The organism is Viridibacillus arenosi (assembly GCF_001955655.1).
In the GTDB taxonomy this organism is placed as follows: Bacteria; Bacillota; Bacilli; order Bacillales_A; family Planococcaceae; genus Viridibacillus; species Viridibacillus arenosi.
In genome coordinates this window covers 246,757-264,888 of record NZ_MSPW01000001.1, presented here as the reverse complement: position 1 = coordinate 264,888, position 18,132 = coordinate 246,757, and the positions used below count along the sequence as shown (strand labels likewise).

At 34.1% G+C, this 18,132-nt stretch carries 22 protein-coding genes and 2 pseudogenes; 18 read left to right on the top strand and 6 right to left on the bottom strand.

Going from position 1 to position 18,132, the window contains the following annotated elements:
* Positions 1-542: 542 nt before the first annotated feature.
* Positions 543-1,325 (bottom strand): MerR family transcriptional regulator, encoded by a 783-nt coding sequence (locus BK137_RS01255; RefSeq protein WP_076033962.1) that lies wholly within the window; start codon positions 1,323-1,325, stop codon positions 543-545.
* A 124-nt stretch (positions 1,326-1,449) separates the two neighbouring features.
* Here BK137_RS01255 and BK137_RS01250 point away from each other — a divergent pair, with 124 nt between their 5' ends.
* The 3 genes from BK137_RS01250 (at position 1,450) to BK137_RS01240 (ending at position 3,803) form a co-directional block, all read left to right on the top strand.
* The gene (locus BK137_RS01250) at positions 1,450-2,118 is read left to right on the top strand and encodes a DUF4097 family beta strand repeat-containing protein (protein ID WP_038190444.1); all 669 of its coding nucleotides are present in this window, start codon (positions 1,450-1,452) and stop codon (positions 2,116-2,118) included.
* 464 nt (positions 2,119-2,582) lie between these two features.
* Positions 2,583-2,975, top strand: coding sequence for a hypothetical protein (locus BK137_RS01245; RefSeq protein WP_038190443.1), 393 nt, complete (start codon positions 2,583-2,585; stop codon positions 2,973-2,975).
* A gap of 204 nt (positions 2,976-3,179) precedes the next feature.
* On the top strand, positions 3,180-3,803 hold the full coding sequence (locus tag BK137_RS01240; protein WP_038190442.1) for a hypothetical protein: 624 nt from the start codon (positions 3,180-3,182) through the stop codon (positions 3,801-3,803).
* Between the two features lie 68 nt (positions 3,804-3,871).
* Here the strand turns inward: BK137_RS01240 and BK137_RS22115 are convergent, their stop codons facing one another.
* Positions 3,872-4,018, bottom strand: coding sequence for a hypothetical protein (locus BK137_RS22115; protein WP_155981206.1), 147 nt, complete (start codon positions 4,016-4,018; stop codon positions 3,872-3,874).
* A gap of 109 nt (positions 4,019-4,127) precedes the next feature.
* Between BK137_RS22115 and BK137_RS01235 the strand changes: the two genes are divergently transcribed.
* The 4 genes from BK137_RS01235 to BK137_RS01215 all read left to right on the top strand — a co-directional run bounded on the left by BK137_RS01235 (position 4,128) and on the right by BK137_RS01215 (position 6,558).
* Positions 4,128-5,000, top strand: a complete 873-nt coding sequence (locus BK137_RS01235) for a helix-turn-helix domain-containing protein (protein WP_038190441.1) — start codon at positions 4,128-4,130, stop codon at positions 4,998-5,000.
* A 507-nt stretch (positions 5,001-5,507) separates the two neighbouring features.
* The gene (locus tag BK137_RS01225; RefSeq protein WP_051448847.1) at positions 5,508-5,837 is read left to right on the top strand and encodes a hypothetical protein; all 330 of its coding nucleotides are present in this window, start codon (positions 5,508-5,510) and stop codon (positions 5,835-5,837) included.
* A gap of 65 nt (positions 5,838-5,902) precedes the next feature.
* Complete coding sequence (locus tag BK137_RS01220) at positions 5,903-6,319, top strand: hypothetical protein (protein WP_038190439.1); 417 nt, start codon at positions 5,903-5,905, stop codon at positions 6,317-6,319.
* Positions 6,320-6,351: 32 nt separating this feature from the next.
* Positions 6,352-6,558 (top strand): helix-turn-helix domain-containing protein, encoded by a 207-nt coding sequence (locus BK137_RS01215; RefSeq protein ID WP_038190438.1) that lies wholly within the window; start codon positions 6,352-6,354, stop codon positions 6,556-6,558.
* A gap of 239 nt (positions 6,559-6,797) precedes the next feature.
* Here BK137_RS01215 and BK137_RS01210 read toward each other — a convergent pair whose 3' ends face one another.
* Complete coding sequence (locus tag BK137_RS01210) at positions 6,798-7,145, bottom strand: DUF3139 domain-containing protein (protein ID WP_038190437.1); 348 nt, start codon at positions 7,143-7,145, stop codon at positions 6,798-6,800.
* 115 nt (positions 7,146-7,260) lie between these two features.
* On the opposite strand from BK137_RS01210, the gene BK137_RS01205 reads away from it, so the two are divergent.
* Complete coding sequence (locus BK137_RS01205; RefSeq protein ID WP_051448846.1) at positions 7,261-7,881, top strand: hypothetical protein; 621 nt, start codon at positions 7,261-7,263, stop codon at positions 7,879-7,881.
* A gap of 108 nt (positions 7,882-7,989) precedes the next feature.
* Here the strand turns inward: BK137_RS01205 and ku are convergent, their stop codons facing one another.
* Positions 7,990-8,811 carry a non-homologous end joining protein Ku gene (gene ku / locus BK137_RS01200; protein WP_038190436.1) on the bottom strand — a complete coding sequence of 274 codons (822 nt, stop codon included), beginning with the start codon at positions 8,809-8,811 and terminating at the stop codon, positions 7,990-7,992.
* A 122-nt stretch (positions 8,812-8,933) separates the two neighbouring features.
* Here ku and BK137_RS01195 point away from each other — a divergent pair.
* The 10 genes and pseudogenes from BK137_RS01195 to BK137_RS01155 form a co-directional block, all read left to right on the top strand.
* Positions 8,934-9,530, top strand: a pseudogene (locus tag BK137_RS01195) (ATP-dependent DNA ligase); the annotation flags it as partial.
* Positions 9,531-9,806, top strand: a complete 276-nt coding sequence (locus BK137_RS01190) for a hypothetical protein (protein WP_051448844.1) — start codon at positions 9,531-9,533, stop codon at positions 9,804-9,806. It abuts the pseudogene before it with no gap.
* Between the two features lie 349 nt (positions 9,807-10,155).
* Positions 10,156-10,281, top strand: a complete 126-nt coding sequence (locus BK137_RS22775) for a hypothetical protein (protein ID WP_268746474.1) — start codon at positions 10,156-10,158, stop codon at positions 10,279-10,281.
* A 148-nt stretch (positions 10,282-10,429) separates the two neighbouring features.
* A pseudogene (locus tag BK137_RS01185) lies at positions 10,430-11,718 on the top strand (cation:proton antiporter).
* 9 nt (positions 11,719-11,727) lie between these two features.
* Complete coding sequence (locus tag BK137_RS01180) at positions 11,728-12,051, top strand: ArsR/SmtB family transcription factor (RefSeq protein WP_038190435.1); 324 nt, start codon at positions 11,728-11,730, stop codon at positions 12,049-12,051.
* Positions 12,052-12,092: 41 nt separating this feature from the next.
* Complete coding sequence (locus BK137_RS01175; protein WP_038190427.1) at positions 12,093-12,776, top strand: DsbA family oxidoreductase; 684 nt, start codon at positions 12,093-12,095, stop codon at positions 12,774-12,776.
* Positions 12,763-13,410 (top strand): MBL fold metallo-hydrolase, encoded by a 648-nt coding sequence (locus tag BK137_RS01170; protein WP_038190425.1) that lies wholly within the window; start codon positions 12,763-12,765, stop codon positions 13,408-13,410. The genes BK137_RS01175 and BK137_RS01170 overlap by 14 nt, the downstream gene beginning before the upstream one ends.
* Positions 13,411-13,613: 203 nt before the next feature.
* A complete protein-coding gene (locus tag BK137_RS01165) occupies positions 13,614-13,844 on the top strand; it encodes a DUF896 domain-containing protein (protein WP_038190423.1) in 231 nt (76 codons plus the stop codon).
* Between the two features lie 332 nt (positions 13,845-14,176).
* On the top strand, positions 14,177-15,301 hold the full coding sequence (gene mnmA, locus BK137_RS01160) for a tRNA 2-thiouridine(34) synthase MnmA (RefSeq protein WP_038190421.1): 1,125 nt from the start codon (positions 14,177-14,179) through the stop codon (positions 15,299-15,301).
* A gap of 411 nt (positions 15,302-15,712) precedes the next feature.
* Entirely contained in the window at positions 15,713-16,612 is a 900-nt protein-coding gene (locus BK137_RS01155) for a LysR family transcriptional regulator (RefSeq protein ID WP_038191171.1), read from the top strand.
* Between the two features lie 197 nt (positions 16,613-16,809).
* Here the strand turns inward: BK137_RS01155 and BK137_RS01150 are convergent, their stop codons facing one another.
* Together BK137_RS01150 and BK137_RS01145 are read right to left on the bottom strand one after the other, a co-directional pair.
* The gene (locus BK137_RS01150) at positions 16,810-17,067 is read right to left on the bottom strand and encodes a hypothetical protein (RefSeq protein ID WP_143690971.1); all 258 of its coding nucleotides are present in this window, start codon (positions 17,065-17,067) and stop codon (positions 16,810-16,812) included.
* A 28-nt stretch (positions 17,068-17,095) separates the two neighbouring features.
* Complete coding sequence (locus BK137_RS01145) at positions 17,096-18,076, bottom strand: NAD(P)H-quinone oxidoreductase (RefSeq protein WP_038190416.1); 981 nt, start codon at positions 18,074-18,076, stop codon at positions 17,096-17,098.
* Positions 18,077-18,132 lie beyond the last annotated feature (56 nt).

Here is an 18,132-nt window from a genome sequence, read left to right as displayed (position 1 = left end):
TGAGGAGTTTCCTCAAAATGATGCTATTCAACTAACGGGTGCTTTACTTGAAGATCATTGAGTTGCATATGCAGCTCTTTTTTCTTTATTGAACTAACGGAGCAGTTTAGTTGAAGAAGGTATTAATGAAAAATAAGGTAAGGTGTCTTCATTAATTTAAGGGGCGGAAGAAAAAAGTTTGAGAAAAACAGTATTAATGTTATTCACATCAATTATTTTAACAGCTTGTAACTCTAGTAATTCAACACTAAGCATTAGCGAATGAGAAGTTGTACCAGACGATGTACAAGCTGTAATTTTCTTTCAAAGTTACTTGCATTATAGAGATTTTTGTTGCACTACAGGGGTGTTAGTTCTATTAAGAAGAAAACAACTTTATTATCGCTATACATATAAAACAAAAAATCGGATGTATCACTAGTTGTGATCTTCCGATTTTTTGTATAACTATTAAGATAACTAGCTACACCAAGCATCCATAAAAGAATACCTTATGATAATTGTTGCATTTACTTATTTTGCACTATGTGCATGAATATGCCTCACTGTATGAGCAGTTGTATCTGATAATTCCATTGCAAAACCCCAACTATCACGATGCAGTGAAGAACGACATCTGGGCACACACCAAATTCTGTCTTTGCCTTTTGAAGTAATTTCTGCAATACCATATCCTTATTCTCTTCGGTGCAATTGGCACATAAATAATTACCCTCTGGTAGTATTGTTAACCCCTCTATTGAAGGATATTTTAAGCAAATGGTAAACAACCGCGTTTTTTCTGGTGTTGTAAACATTCCTGCCATATCTTCGAACAAAAATTGTGGTTGCAACTCTTCTTCAATTTGCTTATAAAAATGATTGTGATAATTCCATAAATTTTTTATCGTAGGGTATTCCAATTTATCAGAAAGCATGATTACCCTTTCTGATAGATGTTTGACAAAGAATTCCCCATTTTGGTTATCTACGCTGTTTAACTTATTTTCATAATTTGTATAGGCACGTTTAATTCTTGATTTTGCGTATTGCAGGCGAGCGATTTTCTCATCTGCCTTTTTTTCTGCCTGTTTTAAAAGTGCAATAATTCTGAGGAGTTCATTCTGCTGCAAAATGTCTTTTATCTCCATCAAATTTAAATCCATTGTTTTGAGCAGTTCAATTGTTTGAAGTTGTACGAGCTCCTGATCAGAATAGTACCGATATCCAGTTTGTTCATCTTTATGACATGGCTTTACTAAACCTATTCGATCATAATGCCTCAAGGTTTCACTAGTCATGCTTACTTTTTCTGCTGCTTGTTTAATTGTGTATAAAATAGCCATAAATTATGTTTAATGGAAACGCTTTGTTGCACATCAGTGTTTGTCTTTCCATCAGTATGGTATTGGCGCTTGTAGGGTTAGCTGTATTAAAAAGAAGATCGATTTAAAATAGGAGAGTTTAAAAATGATAAATGCTATAAAAAAACTTGCTATGAGTGTACTAATTACATTCTCAGTAATACTAGCTGGCTGTTCCTCTGAACCTATAACATATGAGGAAAAAAGTTATGTCACTTCAGCTGCAGAAGTTGATACTATTACAATTGACGTTAAAGATAGAAAAATAGAAATTTTTCAGTCTGAAGATGAAAAAATTCATATTTCTTATAATGAAAGTGAAAAAGAGTTTTATAAAATTGATTTATCTGACGGAAAAGAATTATCCATGGTGTATGCAAGTCATAAAGATTGGGACGATTATATTGGTGGGAAATCTGCTCAAGAAAACAGGACTATTCAGGTATGGATACCTGATGCGTCTATAGAAAATCTGATTTTAAAAACATCAAACGAAGAGATTGAATTGCCCCCACTTTCATTTGCTGGTGATGTGAATATTAAGATAAACAACGGTAATATCCAACTGGACAAGTTGAACGCAGGTACTACAGTAACTTTAGAAACAAAAAATGGCGATATTAGTGGCTCAATTGTAGGTTCTTATGAGGATTTCGCTATATTAAGCGAGGCAAAAAAAGGAGAGAGTAATTTGCCTGCAAATAAAAGTAGAGGAGATAAGACATTAAACGTCAGCACTAATAATGGTAATATAAACCTCGAATTTGTTGATTAATCTTTTCCGCTTGAATGGTTAATCTCTAATATACTTTTAGTTGATGAAATAATGCCAAGGCTTAAGCCAACAAAATGATGGGTCATATCCAAAACATGTACTTGACTTAAAATACTCCCCTATATGTACACGCATGGTACTAAAAGCGTCCACCTAAGATTCAAGAAAAATTGATGCTTGTTTTCTTAAACTTATTGAACTAACAAGGCAGCATTCCTGTAATATCTGAAAGGATATCTAGAGTTTGTGAAATAATGCACTTAAACTAACGGGTGCTTTTCTTGAAGATCATTGAATTGCAAATGCAGCTCTTTTTTCTTTATTGAACTAACGGGGAAGGTTAGTTGAATAAGAAGGGATATTTATAAGAATGTTGAAGTAGTGTATAGGATATCGTTCATCTAAGAAGAGTTTAACTAAATTATTTAATGACAGAAAATGTCTAGTTGATAAGGGGGAGCAATATGAGGAACAAAATGATTATGTTGATTTCTTTGCTATTCTTAATGACACTTGTCGGTTGTAACAATACTGATACGAACGAAACGCGGGAGGTTAGTCCTACTTTTTCATTACCCGTTACTTTTGGCGATGGGACAAAAGGTGAGTTTTTGTTGATTGGTGAAGAAGGGAAAGTTGGTTTCTTGGTTGGCTCGGGTAAAAAAGGTGAAGCAGTAGAAGAAAAGATTATTGCTAATAAAGTAAATAAGGATATGTGGCATTTTTGGGGAGACAAAGATAGTATCAGTGGTGATTTTAAAGTAGTTGGAACTGACAAAGAAGGGAAAGAACATCCCGTTTTGGTATCTGGCAATGATACAGTATGGCAATATTCCAATACTTCCATTAAAGGGTGAAGGTTTTTTTATTTGTATAAAATCACCTATTTTCGAAATATAATTAGATATCTTGAATTAAATACTACCAGGATTCTTCATTATGCCAATTCAATTGACACAATTTTGCAAAACATCCTATTTATTTCAGGGTTATATTCACTTATATTAAGAGTAAGCCAAGAAAGAATCAGGCCTAAAATACATTGGTTAGGAGATGAAAAAATGGTATCGAAAAGATTTTCAAAGGTCCTTAGTGCTTTATTTGCTTTTGCTTGTATTTTCATTATCGCAAATAATAAAGCATCAGCAGCTGAAGCTTTAACTCAAGGGCAAAAAGAGGCGTTACATGAACAATATGTAGAGATTTTAAATGAAGTAAAATCTACTGTTGAATGGGGAAACAGCCTTGTAGGGATCGAAGTTGCTCCAATTGGTGAATTTAAGGAAGATGAATGGGTTTCGCCAGAAGTATTTAAACAACGGGCAGTTGATGCTACACAAGCTAATGCTGTAGGAGTCCCAAACTCTGGTATTACACCATTCTCTACATCTTCAGCTTCACATAAGATAAATATTAGTCATGGTTCATCTAGTGTCTCTATGACAGTAAAAGCTACATTTACTACAACATTATCCAATGGTCGCCAGGTATTTACTAACTACTCTGGTCTTGGCGTAAGTGCTTCATCTGGTACTTGGAAAACAACTGGAGTCGATGCACGAATCATTGATGGAGGTAGAACTTACACATTCACTATTGGTGGTCAATTGACTTATGTAGGTCTTGTTAGTTCTCACACTTTAAATACAGACTTTCTTTGCAGTTCAAGTGGTGTAGTTTCATAACATCCTTAAAAGCATGTCCCTTTATAATTTGGGACATGCTTTTTTATTGTCAAATTCTTATGTTGTTATTAGTGTTTCCCGTCAATCGGTAAATCATCTGATTTAATAATATTAGTATTAGTAGACGAGGGATTGTGAATATTAAAGTTACTTGAGAAATTAACAATTAAACCAAATGTAAGTAGGAGTGATACTATTACTTTCCTTATTTTCATTTTTTTGTTTCCCCTCCTTTTTATGTACGACTAACTTCATAATAATGTAATATAAACTTATAAGAAATAGGATGTTTTGCATAATTGTGTCATTAAGGAGGAATAGATAGTGGATAAATTAGGGGAAAAAGTGTCATATTTTAGAAGATCTAAAGGACTCACAATAAAGGAGTTAGCTGAAAATATATGTGATGATTCCACGATATATAGACTGGAAAAAGGAAAACAATTACCAAGAATTGAAATCTTAAATGACATCTGTATGAAATTAGAAATTCCGTTAAAAGCTCTATTTCCTTTTAATGCAGAAGTGCAAAAACTAAAAAAACTTTGCAGAGAATTCACTTATACAGAAGACTATTTGGCATTAGAATTAGTACTAGAGGAATGTAACAAGGTGAAAGAAGAACTTAGTAGTACATTTAGTAAAAAAGAGTTTAAAAAGCATATAGACTGGCATAAATCTATACTTCTGCATAAAAAAGAGAATAAACTAGATGATGCATTGAATATATTAAAAAGCCTTGTAAACTTAGAGAACTGTACATCTGAACTAGATATTAATATATTGAATTCTACTGGACTAATATATTTATCGTATAACAATGTGGATGACGCCTATAATATTTATAAAGTTATATACAGAAAAATTAAAACTCAACATTTTTTAGAAGATCCTACTCTACTTCCTAGAGTAGGATATAACCTTGCAAATTGTATGTATAGATTAAAATTATATGATGAATCATTAAAAGTATGCCAAGAAATTCTTTACTACATTGAGTCTAATCAATTGATATATTCGCTAGGTGAAATTTATCATATGATAGGAATGCTCTCAAAGAAAAAAGGAAATTATACCGAATCCAAAGAAGCATTCAATAATGCCATAATAATATTCACATTAAATAAAAATGAAACAAATTTAAATAGAGCAAAATTAGATTTATCTTATCTAAATGTTCTTCTCAAAGACCACTAATGATTTACTTAGCCTTTTGATTAGTTCAAATTATTGCGACTTTTATTTAGCCACACCTTTTTAAAAATTCAATAAAATTATTCATTTTTACAAATTTCAAATAAAATGAATTTAACAATACATATGAAAGGTTGTTTATTATGTTTGAAAAATACCCTAGAGCAAATCAATTAATAGAAGAACTTAATTATCATGAACATTTACAAAAGACACATTGGATAAGAATAGGGAGGGAAGAAGCAGCAATCTCATTAGCTAAAGCAGTCTTAACTCAAAGATCTTACAAGTTGTTCATTATTCTCCAGCTATATTATCGATACTATAGTATAAAAAGGCAGTATTTTATTGAAGAAAAATCGGTTTTTCAAACTAAAACGTGATACAATACTACTATATTGCGAAGCACGCACTATCCTAAGGGATAATGCGTGCTTTTTTGTTGGTTTAATATTCTTGAATTAAAATAGTGTTATCTAAAAATACAAACTATCCAAAGGGGTAATGGAAATGGCTATAACTAAAACGAAAACGAAATGTTTTAATCAATTTGATCAAGTTCAATTGAAAGAAATGGGGTTAGATGAAGATTATATTTTTCAAACACTAGCTTATATGGGAAACGCAGCACATCAAATGGCCTGGGCTACTATGACCTTACATAAAGCCTATGATATACCGGTAGAAATCAAAAATGAAATGTTGAAAATGATTCAGAACATATCAGATGTACAAGAACTATTGAGAGAAAATCGAAAAAGAATTATAGAAGAGAAAGCTTTTGATAAGATTTATTTTAATCAGCTTGATGATATGAAAAATGAAATTCTAAGATGCTAATAACACTTGATATATTAAACGAAGTTAAATAGATTATCTAATAATTAATATGTTTAGGAGAAAGCATGCAATTAAAAAACTATTTTCATTTTGAACAAGTTCTATTAAACCTTTTTGGTCTAGCACTATCGCTTTTCACCATCAATTGTTTTCAGCAGCCAACTACATTAATATTAACCAAGTTATTATCATTTATATTATTCTTTATCTCTTATTTATATTGGATTAGATTCCTGGGTATAAGAATTAGAATCGATAAAACGCTATTAGAAGGAAACAACAAATTTTTAAAAAGTAAAACAACCAATAATCGAGAAGGGCATATATATAGAAGAATACAAGGTCTTACTAATGGGGGAACCTCATTAATGTTGGGTATTTTGTTGTTACATCCTGCTCTCTATTATAACAAAGCTTTTTTTATTGCCATTATTTTCTTATTTAGTATGGCTGCAATCAATCAGATGAAAATATGGAGATAGATAAATATTTTTGATTAAAAAGAGGGAGTAAATTGAAAAGTATAGCAAATAGGTTAAGAATATTACGTGAAAACGCTGAATTATCGTTAGACGTATTAGCTAGAGATATTAATTATCCTGATATTCAAATCAAAGCATGGGAAACTGATCAAATTCTACCACAAATTGAAGCAATCAAACTGCTTGCAATATACTTTGATGTTGCTGTGGATTGGATTTTAACAGGTGAGCAGATCTAGAAACCTTGGCCAATTTGTAAGCAATTGATAGTAGGTGATTATTATTTATGGTCACTACATTCTATGCTTTTACAAACTATATTCTACCTTTCTAAACACTTACAACAAAATAAGAAAAATAGCAAAAAAGCGTTTACTCAAAAACAATAATTAGAGTAAACGCTTTTTTAGTTACGAGGTTTTTGCATAATCCTTGTCACATTGATAACCCGTTTTCTTATTTGGAACAGCAATGGATGTTACTCATAAGGTACATAATGCTTTAATTTAGATTCATCAATATCTATTTTTTTCGCCTCTTCTGTAAGAATATAATCGAATTGCTTTACTCTGCCTTCGTTGTGAGCGAAATAGCAATATTTAACAAAAGGCTCATCTTCAAAAATTACTATTGTATAGAATGGAGGCATTTTAAAGTTATATTTTGTTTTAATAGATTTAATTTCTTTCTTTTCATAGCCCTGTTCATTCAAGAGATAACTATTCACTCTCTCTTCGTAAGTAGTTCTAATATTTTGGATTTTTAAAGCAGAAACAAGGATAAGTACAAGTAGAACAATCGCTATAATTTTTTTTATTTTACGCAAATGTGTCACCTCCTTATAAAAAAGTAAATAATATCCAATTTTATAATATATTTGTAATGCGGTTAATATATGCTATTATATGGTAATAGATAAAAAATAACTAGGGGGCTACTTTATGAGAAAAATATTATTACTAATTTCTGCATTATTTGTCTTTTTTATTGTTTTTTCGGGGTTATCAAATTCAGTTCAGGCAGCAGAACACGAAACCCAAAATGTAGAAAATGAAATTGAATCTGAACAAGAAAAAGAAAAAGAACCTCTTAGTGTTGGGAATCCTCTTTATCCTAATTCTACCTTAGAAATGTACCCAGGTGATGTTTTATATACTTCCAAAGGATGGTCAACCGGCTTAGTTGGTCATACTGTAATAATTGGTACTGATTTCAAGGTTAAGGAAGTTCTAACTGGAACTCCAGCAGGTAGATCAACAATTACTAAAGAATTTTTTGATAGACATCCTACAGGTAATACAATAACAGTTCTAAGACCAACTAGTGGTGCTAGTGGTGCTGCAACCTGGGCAACAAAAAATATTAGTAGTGCTCAATCGTATAATCTTTTGAGTCATAACATCGATAACATAGGATCAAATTATTGTTCAAAGTTTGTTACTCAAGCATTTTATCATGGTTCAAATGTCTCTTTAGTTTCCAGTATTAATAGTTTAATACTTCCTAGCGAAATAAAAAGTTCGTCTAAATTAAGAGTAATTGCTACAATTACCGCAAAATAAGTATTGACTCTATTAAGGAAAATAACCTAAGCATCAGTGCTATTAAGTAACAGGAAAATAGAAAAAAAAGCGAACCACTCAACTAAGTCGAGTGATTCGTTTTTTTTATTAAGAGGTTTTTGCTTTTGCAGTTTTCTTTTTTCGAGTTGGTTTCTTCTTAGTTTTATCCAGTGAGGCTTGTAAAGCAGTCATTAAATCCATAACATTATCGGGCATTGGGTTTTGTCTATCACTTGCAGTTACGGTACTACTATTTTTCTTTTCTTCAATCAATTCCATCAATGAAGTTCGATACTCGTCTGTGTATTTTGTGGGTTCAAATACGGTTGTTAATTGTTTAACCAGCAATAGAGCAGTATCCAATTCTTTTTTAACTACTGTTTGTTCGCTTGGTATGTTCGGTACATCGACAACATTTCGTACTTCATCTGGAAAAAGAATTGTTTCCATTACCAGAGAATCTTTATAAACACGTACAATCGCTAACTGTTCTTTTGATCTAATAACAATTTTTGCTACACCTATTTTTCCAGATTCCTCTAAAGTCTTTCTTAATAGTGAATAAGCCTTGCTACCAGTTGCATCAGGAGACAAAAAATATGAACGGTCAAAATAAATTGGATCAATCTCTTCTATTTTCACGAAATCAATTATTTCAACCGCTTTATCTTCATTTTCTTTTCTTAAGTTTTCTAATTCTTCAGCATCTAAAACTACAAACTTATTTTTTGCATATTCGTAAGCCTTTACTATATCCTCATCTTTCACTTCTTTATTGCATCCTTCGCAAACTTTCTTATAACTGATTGGTGTATTACAGTCTTTATGAAGCTGTCTAAGCTTAATATCTTTGTTTTCAGTGGCCGTATGGAGTTTAACCGGTATATTAACTAAACCAAAACTAATACTACCTTTCCAAACTGTATGCATGATTTCACCTTCTTTTTTTTCTACTATGTAATATTTCAACTACATTTATGTATCAATAAACCAAAAAGTCAAAAGATAAAAACGAATAGAATCGAAAGTAGGTTGGTAATAATTTGAAGCCTATGCTACTAACAGCTGCAGAAGAAATACCAACATCGACTGAATGGTTATATGAAACGAAATATGATGGTTTTAGGTGCGGATTGGAGTGGGTGGACGAACCTATATTAAAGAGCCGGCACGGAAACATTCTAAATTCTAAATTTCCGGAGATCATTAGCTTTTGTAATGATATAAGAGAACGCATCAAACCGTTTTTACCTCTTAGTTTAGACGGGGAGTTAGTATATCTAACGAATAACTTTCAAAGTATTTTTTCTGTCGTTCAGACCAGGGGCCGAATGAGGAGTCAAAATACGATTGTACAGCATGCAAATTCATTCCCTTGTCATAATGTAGTTTTTGATTACATGACTGAAAAAGGAGAGAATATCTCTAACATACAATACACCGAAAGAAAACAAAAACTAAGTGAACTCTTTAAACGATTAAACTTTCCACTTACTTTAAATTATCTCGATAAAAGCCGCTAGCAAATAATAGAGGTTTTTGATGACAGTCGAAAAATATGGAACTTAGTTAAGGATTATAACGGTGAGGGTATCGTTGCGAAGAAGAAACAAAGTCCGTGGAAGAGTGATACACGATCGTCAAATTGGGTGAAAATCAAAAACTATAAATACGTTACCATCATACTGACCAAATTTAATAAGCATAATGGCTTTTTTCATGGTGCTGTCTATAAGAACAATGCACTTATAGAAATTGCATCTTTTCGCCACGGACTAAGCGAAGAAGAGTTTTCTACGTTAGTAGAGCTATTTCACAAGAATGGAAAGAGAACAGCTAAAGATATTTTAAGTATTGATCCCTCCATTTGTTTAGAGGTTGCCTGTATTGATTTTGCCTTTGAAAAATTGAGAGAACCAAGATAATCTCTATTTTTGATAGGCTTAAAACGGTTAAACTTTCTTCAAAATGGTGCGACTTTTTCAAAACAGTTCAACTTTGATTTAAACCGACATAAAGAGCTGCTATCAAAATAGCTCCAACAAGCAGTAAATTCAAAAATACCTCTCGAGAGATCGAGGGGTGTTTTTGAATGGTTTTAATACTGAAGTCTTTCTGATCAATTGTTAATGCTTTATTTTTTTACCTCATTTATTATTTCTTTAGCCTATTTTTTTTTTGATAACACCATGCAAAAAATCGTGAGCTTATATATTTACATATCGTAATATTGTGATATGATGATGTATATAAAAATGATAGTGAGGTGAAGTCGTGACGAAAATTCAATTTAATCAGGTTGATTTATTTAATGCATTATCTAATGAAGCGAGACTGAAGATATTATACTGCTTAAAAGAACCTACAAAGCATTTTGATACAAAGCGACAAGGGTTGTAGCGCCTGAGTTATAACGGATATCCGGTTCACCAATGGGTTTACTAACACAACTGTAAATCGCGTCAAGTTTTACACCATTCGATGATAAAATCATCGAGATTAGCAACAAAAATGAAAACAAATCTAATAGGTTGGAAGTAGGTGAACGATGGATCATTTAGTACTTGAAGTCGGTTTGGCAATTGTACTTATCGCGGCAGCCGGATTGATTTCCTCTAAACTGCGGTTTTCCGTCATCCCTTTCTATATTTTGATTGGTATGGCGGTAGGACCGCCAGATATGGCATTTCGATTTTCGTTTTATTGAGAGCGACCCCTTTATCTCATTCCTTGGTCGCATAGGTGTACTTTTCCTTCTCTTCTATCTAGGCTTGAATTTTCAGTCGGAAGGTTGATTAAATCAGGAAAATCTATTGTGGTTGGTGGAAGTATTTATTTAGGTATTAACTTTACGCTTGGACTCTTGTTGGGTTTTATGTCAGATTTCCCGGTCACAGAAGCACTAATTATTGCGGGAATTACTACCATTTCGTCTAGTGCCATTGTAGCGAAAGTATTGGTTGATCTGAAAAGAACCGCTAATCCTGAAACGGAAATGATTCTTGGAATTATTATGTTTGAAGATGTATTCCTCGCTGTATACATTTCGATTCTTTCAGGATTTGTTCTCAGTGATTCCTCTTCGGTTGGCGGTGTCATTGTAAGTGCACTGATTGCACTTGGTTATATGCTCGTTGTGATTATTGTAGGACGCAAACTGGTACCTTTGCTCAATAAATTGCTTAACATTCGTAACAATGAGTTGTTTGGCCTCGTTATTTTTGGTTCTTTGTTCCTCGTAGCAGGGTTCTCTGAAACGATTCACGTTGCTGAAGCAATCGGTGCACTTCTCGCGGACTGGTTCTTGCAGAAACAACTCACGCGAATCGAATCGAGCATTTAATTATGCCATTCAAAGATTTCTTTGGTGCCATATTCTTTTTCAGCTTCGGATTATCTATTGATCCTTTGGCGCTCGGTGGAGAAGCCGTTTGGCTAGCCCTAATTGCCGTAGTCGTTACTCTCATAGGTAACTTTATAGCCGGAATGCTTGCCGGACGAAGTGCGGGACTTTCGACGAAAGCCTCTTCTAATATCGGTCTTACCATCGTCTCCCGAGGTGAATTTTCCATTATTCTAGCTAACATGGCTCAAGCTGGCGGACTCATGATGATTATCCAGCCTTTCGCTGCTGTTTACGTCTTGATTCTGGCTATTTTGGGACCTCTGCTTACGAAAGAATCTAAACATATCTATCGTGGACTTAATAAAGTATTTAAGTTTGAAGATCTAAAGGAAAAACCAAAACCTGAGGTATTAAAGGAAGAAAAAACTACGAGCTCACATGTTTATATATCGATATATTGTGATATAATGATATGTATAAAGAAACAGTGAGGTGAATTCATGACGAAAAATCAATTTGATCAGGTTGATTTATTTAAAGCATTATCTAATGAAGCGAGACTGAAGATATTATACTGGTTAAAAGATCCTACAACGCATTTTGATACAAAGCGACAAGCGATAGAGGAAATGGATGAAGTAGGGGTCTGTGTAAGCCTGATTAGAGATAAGCTTGAGATGAATCAGTCTACTACATCTCAATATTTATCAACTTTACAGCGTGCAGGTCTGGTCGAAGCAAGACGCATCGGAAAGTGGACATACTATAAACGCAATGAGCAACTGATACATGAGTTAGCAAACTTTATAGAAACGAATCTATAGGATTTAGAAAAAATCTCAAAATTTGAAAAGAGGTAATAAAAATGAAAATTGAAATATGGTCAGATTATGCATGTCCCTTCTGTTATATTGGAGAAGCAAGATTGGAAAAAGCAATGAATGAGCTAGGAATTAAAGATCAAGTAAATATTGAAATGAGAAGTTTCGAATTAGATCCTAACACTAGTTACGAAGTCGTATCCAATACAGAAGATCGTTTCGCAAAAAAATATGGTCTATCTAATAGTATGGCGGCAGAAAGAATTAGACAAATAGAGCAGTATGGTAAAAACGAAGGTATTGATTTCAAATATTATACTACACGATATACAAACACAATGGATGCTCATCGCTTAACACACTATGCAGCAAAACAGGGAAACAAAACGATTGCAAAAGATTTATTCAAAGCCTATTTCACTGATAATTTAGAGTTGAGCGATAAAAATGTACTAAAAGAAATTGCTGTGAAAAATGGACTAGGTGAAAATGAAGTAGAAAAAGTTTTGAATTCTAATGAATTTGAAAGTGATGTACGTAAAGATGAAACGCAGGCATATTCAATGGGAGTCCGAGGTGTACCTTACTTCTTGATTAATGGAGAAATCAATTTGAGTGGTGCTCAGAATGTCGAAACATTTAAAACGGCGTTAAAACAAGCAATGCAGGATGATAGTCAGAATAATGATTTATCAGGAATGAGCTGTGGTATTGATGGATGTAATTAATAATCGAAGCGTTGTACATCAATTAACAGTAAAAGATGTATTTTATGCAAATGCATTTTTATATATTGATCAGGATACGAAACATGGGTTTTTATTTGATCCCGGTGCAGAAGCAGAGAAAATATTACATGTGATAGAATCCAATGGTTATCATATCGAAAAAATATTATTAACACATGGACATTTTGATCACATAGGTGCAGTCGATAAAATTAGAAATAAATTAAATATCCCTGTTTATATGCACGAACTCGGGCGGGAATATGTGCAAAATGCGAGAATGAACTTATCAGCTTTATGCAATAGACATATCATAGTTGATGATGTGCGCTATGTACAATCAGGTGAAACGTTTGAACTGTCAGCTAATTCGAATTTTAAAGTAACGATGACACATACTCCCGGTCATTCAATGGATCAAGTTATGTATTATAATGCACAGGATAAAATAGCGTTTGTTGGTGATACCATCTTTAAAGGTAGTATTGGATCCACTCAATATGAAGGTGGAAATGAACAGGACCTGATACGAAGTTTAAATTTGATTCTATCATTGCCAGATGACGTTGTTTTATATAATGGTCATAGTGGTAAAACAACTGTAGGTGATGAGAAGAAAAGACTCAGCATATAAAGGGTAAGTGACATATTTTCTGTTGAGTACAGGAAATATGTCATTTTATTATTGTTTATTGTAAAAAAGTAGGAACAGAATATAATGTCCATGTTTTAGAGGTCAATTGCTGTTGTTTAGATATTTTTGCACCAAAACCTTTAAAAGTGACTCATGCTATAAATTATAAGCAAAATTAATGAAGAGAATAGAGATGAAATAAGATGATAAATAACTTAGGGCGTATTAATGAATTAGCGAAAAAACAGCGTGAAGAAGGTTTGACAAGTGCTGAACGGATTGAGCAACAAGTATTACGCAAAGACTACTTACGCGAAATTCGCGGACAAGTTCGCGAAACTTTTTCAAAAATGACTGTACTCGATTCACTAGGAAATGATGTAACACCGGATAAATTGCGTAGAGAAAAGGAAATAGATTCACGGGAAGTATAAGCTTAGAAGAAGCACTTACATTCCACGTTAATGGTGATACGCAAATGTGTAGCCGCATGCATTCAATGTAAGCTTTGCAGGATGTGTTGAATCGTTTTTAGTAAATCTTAATATGGCGGGTAATTGTGCATCAAGTGGATCGTCGTGCACAGAAGCTTCGATTGGCCCGTTACTTGTCTTGATGGCAATGTGTGGACATGGTGCTGAAAAATTACGTAATTGAATTCGTTTTAGCTTCGGTTAAGGCTTGACAGAAGAAGATATAAAACAGGCAGTGGAAAAAAAGCTATTGTGAAAAGATTGGTGAATTAAGAAAAGAAAAGGTGACCTTAATGAAAGAAACAAAAGACCCCTCGCAAATACGTGTCGTTGTTGGCATGTCGGGTGGGGTGGATTCTTCGGTTGCTGCGTACCTGTTAAAACAACAAGGCTATGAAGTAATCGGGATTTTTATGAAAAACTGGGATGATACAGACGAAAATGGTGTTTGTACAGCTACAGAAGACTATGATGATGTTATTAAAGTGTGTAACCAAATTGGTATTCCATATTATGCAGTTAATTTTGAAAAGCAATACTGGGATAAAGTTTTCACATACTTTTTAGAAGAATATAAAGCAGGCCGCACACCAAATCCAGACGTTATGTGCAATAAGGAAATTAAGTTTAAAGCTTTCCTCGAACATGCGATGAGTCTTGGTGCTGATTATCTGGCAACGGGCCACTATGCACGTATTGATCGGAGTGGTGATGGCGAAGTATTAATGTTTCGTGGTGTCGATGAAAATAAAGACCAAACGTATTTCCTAAATCAATTAACACAGGAGCAGCTTAAACATGTTATGTTCCCAATTGGTGATATTGAGAAAAAAGAAGTGCGTAAAATTGCTGAAGAGGCAGGTCTTGCAACAGCGAAAAAGAAAGATTCAACAGGCATTTGCTTCATTGGCGAACGTAACTTTAAAGAGTTCCTAAGTAAATTCCTACCAGCACAACCTGGAAAAATGGAGACAATGGACGGCGTGGTAATGGGACAACATGACGGGCTAATGTACTATACACTTGGTCAACGTCACGGGCTTGGTATTGGTGGCGACGGTGAGCCATGGTTTGTTCTTGGAAAAGACCTAGAGCGTAATGTATTGCTTGTTGGCCAAGGTTTTCACCATGATGCATTGTATTCTACTTCATTAACAGCAGTGAAAATGAGCTATACTTCGACAAAAAAATTACCTCGTAAATTTTTTTGCACAGCGAAATTCCGTTATCGTCAAACAGATACTCCGGTTGAAGTCGAGATTTTAGAAGATGGCAGTACACAAATTACATTTGAAGAACCGGTTCGTGCCATTACACCGGGACAAGCAGTTGTTTTATATGACGGCGAGGTATGTCTTGGTGGCGGTACAATTGATGAAGTGTTTAAAAACAACGAAAAACTAACATATGTAGGATAAACTTGTGAGAAGACTGCTTAGGCAGTCTTTCGCTACGTAGAGGTGTGGAATTGGATATGGATTTTGGTAGGAAAATCCATATTCAAAGTAAGCTTCATTTCTTCGGTATCTTCATCTAGCTCCAGTTGAAATCAGGTGGAGTGCATAATCTGTGCGAACTATCATTTTTTGACGTCGTATTCACTTACTAAAAATAATAAATACTCGCTATTGTAAAAGACAAGGAAGAAGTCTTTTTGGACGTCAAATTGGGGGCATTATCAGCGGGCGTACCTTTACGGGACATGCTCATGATATTATTGTGTGCAAAAATTAAATACCTTAGCAATTTAAATCAAGCCACACATAAACACCATTATATATCTATTTAAAGGGATATTCTCTTAACATAGGAGGTATAACTAATTGGTTATGAATATAAATTTGAATAACCTTCAAATATTTTTGAAAGTCGCAGAAAAAATGAATATTACAGAGGCGTCTAAAGAGTTATTTATTTCACAGCCAGCAGTCAGTAAGGCGGTAAAAAATTTAGAGGAATCCCTGAATATTAAATTGTTTAATAGGGATAAGAAAAATGGACTAACGCTCACTGAAGTGGGAAAAGAAATTCTTATATTAGCGAGACAATTGAAAGGTATTGAGAATAAAATATATCAAGTTGCTAATCGGGAAAATAAACTTCTCAGTGGTAAGGTTAAGATTGGCTCTGTTCCTGCTGCATCAACAAATATTCTACCTGAGCCCATCGCATTATTCATGTCGAAATATCCACTTGTAAATATAGAATTAGCAGAAGGAACCTCAAATCAAATAAAAGAATGGGTGAAGGATCGAACTGTTGATATAGGGATTAGTATATCTCCCTTTGATCCATATGAATTTGAAATACTCTACCATGATTATATGGTCGCAATACTTCCTCATAATCATCAATTAAGTCAAGAAAAAAACGTTGATCTGGTAAAATATTGTAATGAAATTATTTTTTGCAAAGGAGGACATGAAACCGCTATATCAAACATGTTTCAAAAAAATAATATTGAATTTAAAGAGAATCTAACAGTCCAAAATGTCGAAACTTTAATTACTATGGTCAAAAATAATTTAGGTATAGGTGTTACTTCAAACTTTACACTTTCTTCTGTAGCTCATAATTTACTCGTAAAGGATATTAATCCAAAGATAACTCGTGATGTCGGTATAATTGCACACTCATTTGATGAAGTAACACCTGCTACAAAAGAATTTATAAACATCATGAATCAATTTCATAAATCTGAAACTTTTTCTGATCAAGATATTAACTAAAAAGTAAAAATGCAACAAACAGGAAAGGGTTTTAACGAAGGAAATCATGGAAACCCACGCGTTTTCTTCTTTGAACACCTTTCCACAGATTCCTATTTAGACCTTTCCTTGTAATCAGGCGAAGGAACCCCACAAGACCCCGGGGACGGCTCCGTTATTCCAAGGTTCGATTGGCAGCGAGTCTCCGCTCCCTCACTCTATTCACGCTCGATTTTCACTTCGAAAAAGCAGTTAAAATCCGCATCAAACTTGATCGGATTGAGGGAATTAGTTTTACCGAAGGGAGCACACTTATACATAGGCCAATGTTCCATGCGACGACCTCCGGTTGTGGTTCTTGTTTCGCGGAAATTTGTGTTTTCTCCGGCTGCAAAATAACTGGAGGGTACTTCTGTACCTCCCCAGGTCATTTTTTCCTCCGCGAGCCTTAGATTTGTAAATGGTTTGTTTGTCAAATTTTTTTTGCTCCCAAACCTTGGAAAGTTACTCCTTAACTTTAAGTATAATTTTCCCAATATTCTGATTCTCTTCCATATGCGTGTGAGCTTTTCCTACCGTTTCGATAGAAAACGTCGTGTCAATAATAGGCCTTATTTCTCCGCGTTCTAAATAAGGTGTTACGATTTCAGCAAAGTCATGGGTTAAAAGAGCTTTGTATTCATCACTTCTTGGGGTTAGTAATGTCCCTGTTAATTGGATGCACTTTGACATCAAGGTAAATAGGTCTATCTTTTCCAATTCACTTCCGCCCAGTATACCAATAAGGACCCACCGACCTTCTACTTTAATGCTTGCGAGGTTTTTCTCCCAATAATCAGCGCCGATAAAGTCTAAAATCAAGTCTACACCCCTACCATTAGTGGCTTTTAGTATCTCTTCGACGAATGACTGCTCCTTGTAATTTATAAGTACATCAGCACCAAGTTCTTGGCAGAAGGCAAGCTTTCTTTTAGAACCAGCAGTAACGATAATCTTCGCGTCGCAAAGTTTTTTTGCCAGTTGAATAGCTGCTGTCCCAACTCCACTTGCACCTGCATGAATTAGGACGGTTTCTTGTTTTTGAAGCTTACCGATCCAAAATAACGTTTGGTAAGCAGTTAGGAATACTTCAGGAATGGCGGCCGCTTCTTCAAACGATAAAGACTTAGGAATTTTCATAGCCCGATTAGCTGGCATGACTACATACTCACCGTAACCACCGCCGTTGACGAGACCCATTACCCTATCACCTATAGAAAATGAACTCTCACCGTTGACTTGGACCACTGTACCAGCAATTTCAATGCCTAAGATAGGATTTGTTAAATATCCCATTTTCCCTTCACGCGTTAATATATCTGTGCGATTTACCGCTGCTGCATGAACTCTTATAAGCAATTCTCCCTCTCCAGGTTGGGGATTTGGTAGGTCAACAAGTTCAAGTTGATTTGGACCACCTGCTTTTTTTACTATAACACCTTTCATATTAACATCTCCCTATAGCTCTTGAATTAAGCGATTTTTAGTTCTTGTTTTCACTT

What these genes read in the sequence shown, in the direction of transcription:
- BK137_RS01220 (WP_038190439.1), top strand. Translation starts at nt 5,903, where the DNA reads ATGCAATTAAAAAACTATTTTCATTTTGAACAAGTTCTATTAAACCTT.
- BK137_RS22115 (WP_155981206.1), bottom strand. Translation starts at nt 4,018, where the DNA reads ATGAAAATAAGGAAAGTAATAGTATCACTCCTACTTACATTTGGTTTA.
- ku (WP_038190436.1), bottom strand. Translation starts at nt 8,811, where the DNA reads ATGCATACAGTTTGGAAAGGTAGTATTAGTTTTGGTTTAGTTAATATA.
- BK137_RS01145 (WP_038190416.1), bottom strand. Translation starts at nt 18,076, where the DNA reads ATGAAAGGTGTTATAGTAAAAAAAGCAGGTGGTCCAAATCAACTTGAA.
- BK137_RS01165 (WP_038190423.1), top strand. Translation starts at nt 13,614, where the DNA reads ATGATAAATAACTTAGGGCGTATTAATGAATTAGCGAAAAAACAGCGT.
- BK137_RS01250 (WP_038190444.1), top strand. Translation starts at nt 1,450, where the DNA reads ATGATAAATGCTATAAAAAAACTTGCTATGAGTGTACTAATTACATTC.
- BK137_RS01175 (WP_038190427.1), top strand. Translation starts at nt 12,093, where the DNA reads ATGAAAATTGAAATATGGTCAGATTATGCATGTCCCTTCTGTTATATT.
- BK137_RS01180 (WP_038190435.1), top strand. Translation starts at nt 11,728, where the DNA reads ATGACGAAAAATCAATTTGATCAGGTTGATTTATTTAAAGCATTATCT.
- BK137_RS01225 (WP_051448847.1), top strand. Translation starts at nt 5,508, where the DNA reads ATGGCTATAACTAAAACGAAAACGAAATGTTTTAATCAATTTGATCAA.
- BK137_RS01240 (WP_038190442.1), top strand. Translation starts at nt 3,180, where the DNA reads ATGGTATCGAAAAGATTTTCAAAGGTCCTTAGTGCTTTATTTGCTTTT.
- BK137_RS01255 (WP_076033962.1), bottom strand. Translation starts at nt 1,325, where the DNA reads ATGGCTATTTTATACACAATTAAACAAGCAGCAGAAAAAGTAAGCATG.
- BK137_RS01155 (WP_038191171.1), top strand. Translation starts at nt 15,713, where the DNA reads ATGAATATAAATTTGAATAACCTTCAAATATTTTTGAAAGTCGCAGAA.
- BK137_RS01170 (WP_038190425.1), top strand. Translation starts at nt 12,763, where the DNA reads ATGGATGTAATTAATAATCGAAGCGTTGTACATCAATTAACAGTAAAA.
- BK137_RS01205 (WP_051448846.1), top strand. Translation starts at nt 7,261, where the DNA reads ATGAGAAAAATATTATTACTAATTTCTGCATTATTTGTCTTTTTTATT.
- BK137_RS01245 (WP_038190443.1), top strand. Translation starts at nt 2,583, where the DNA reads ATGAGGAACAAAATGATTATGTTGATTTCTTTGCTATTCTTAATGACA.
- mnmA (WP_038190421.1), top strand. Translation starts at nt 14,177, where the DNA reads ATGAAAGAAACAAAAGACCCCTCGCAAATACGTGTCGTTGTTGGCATG.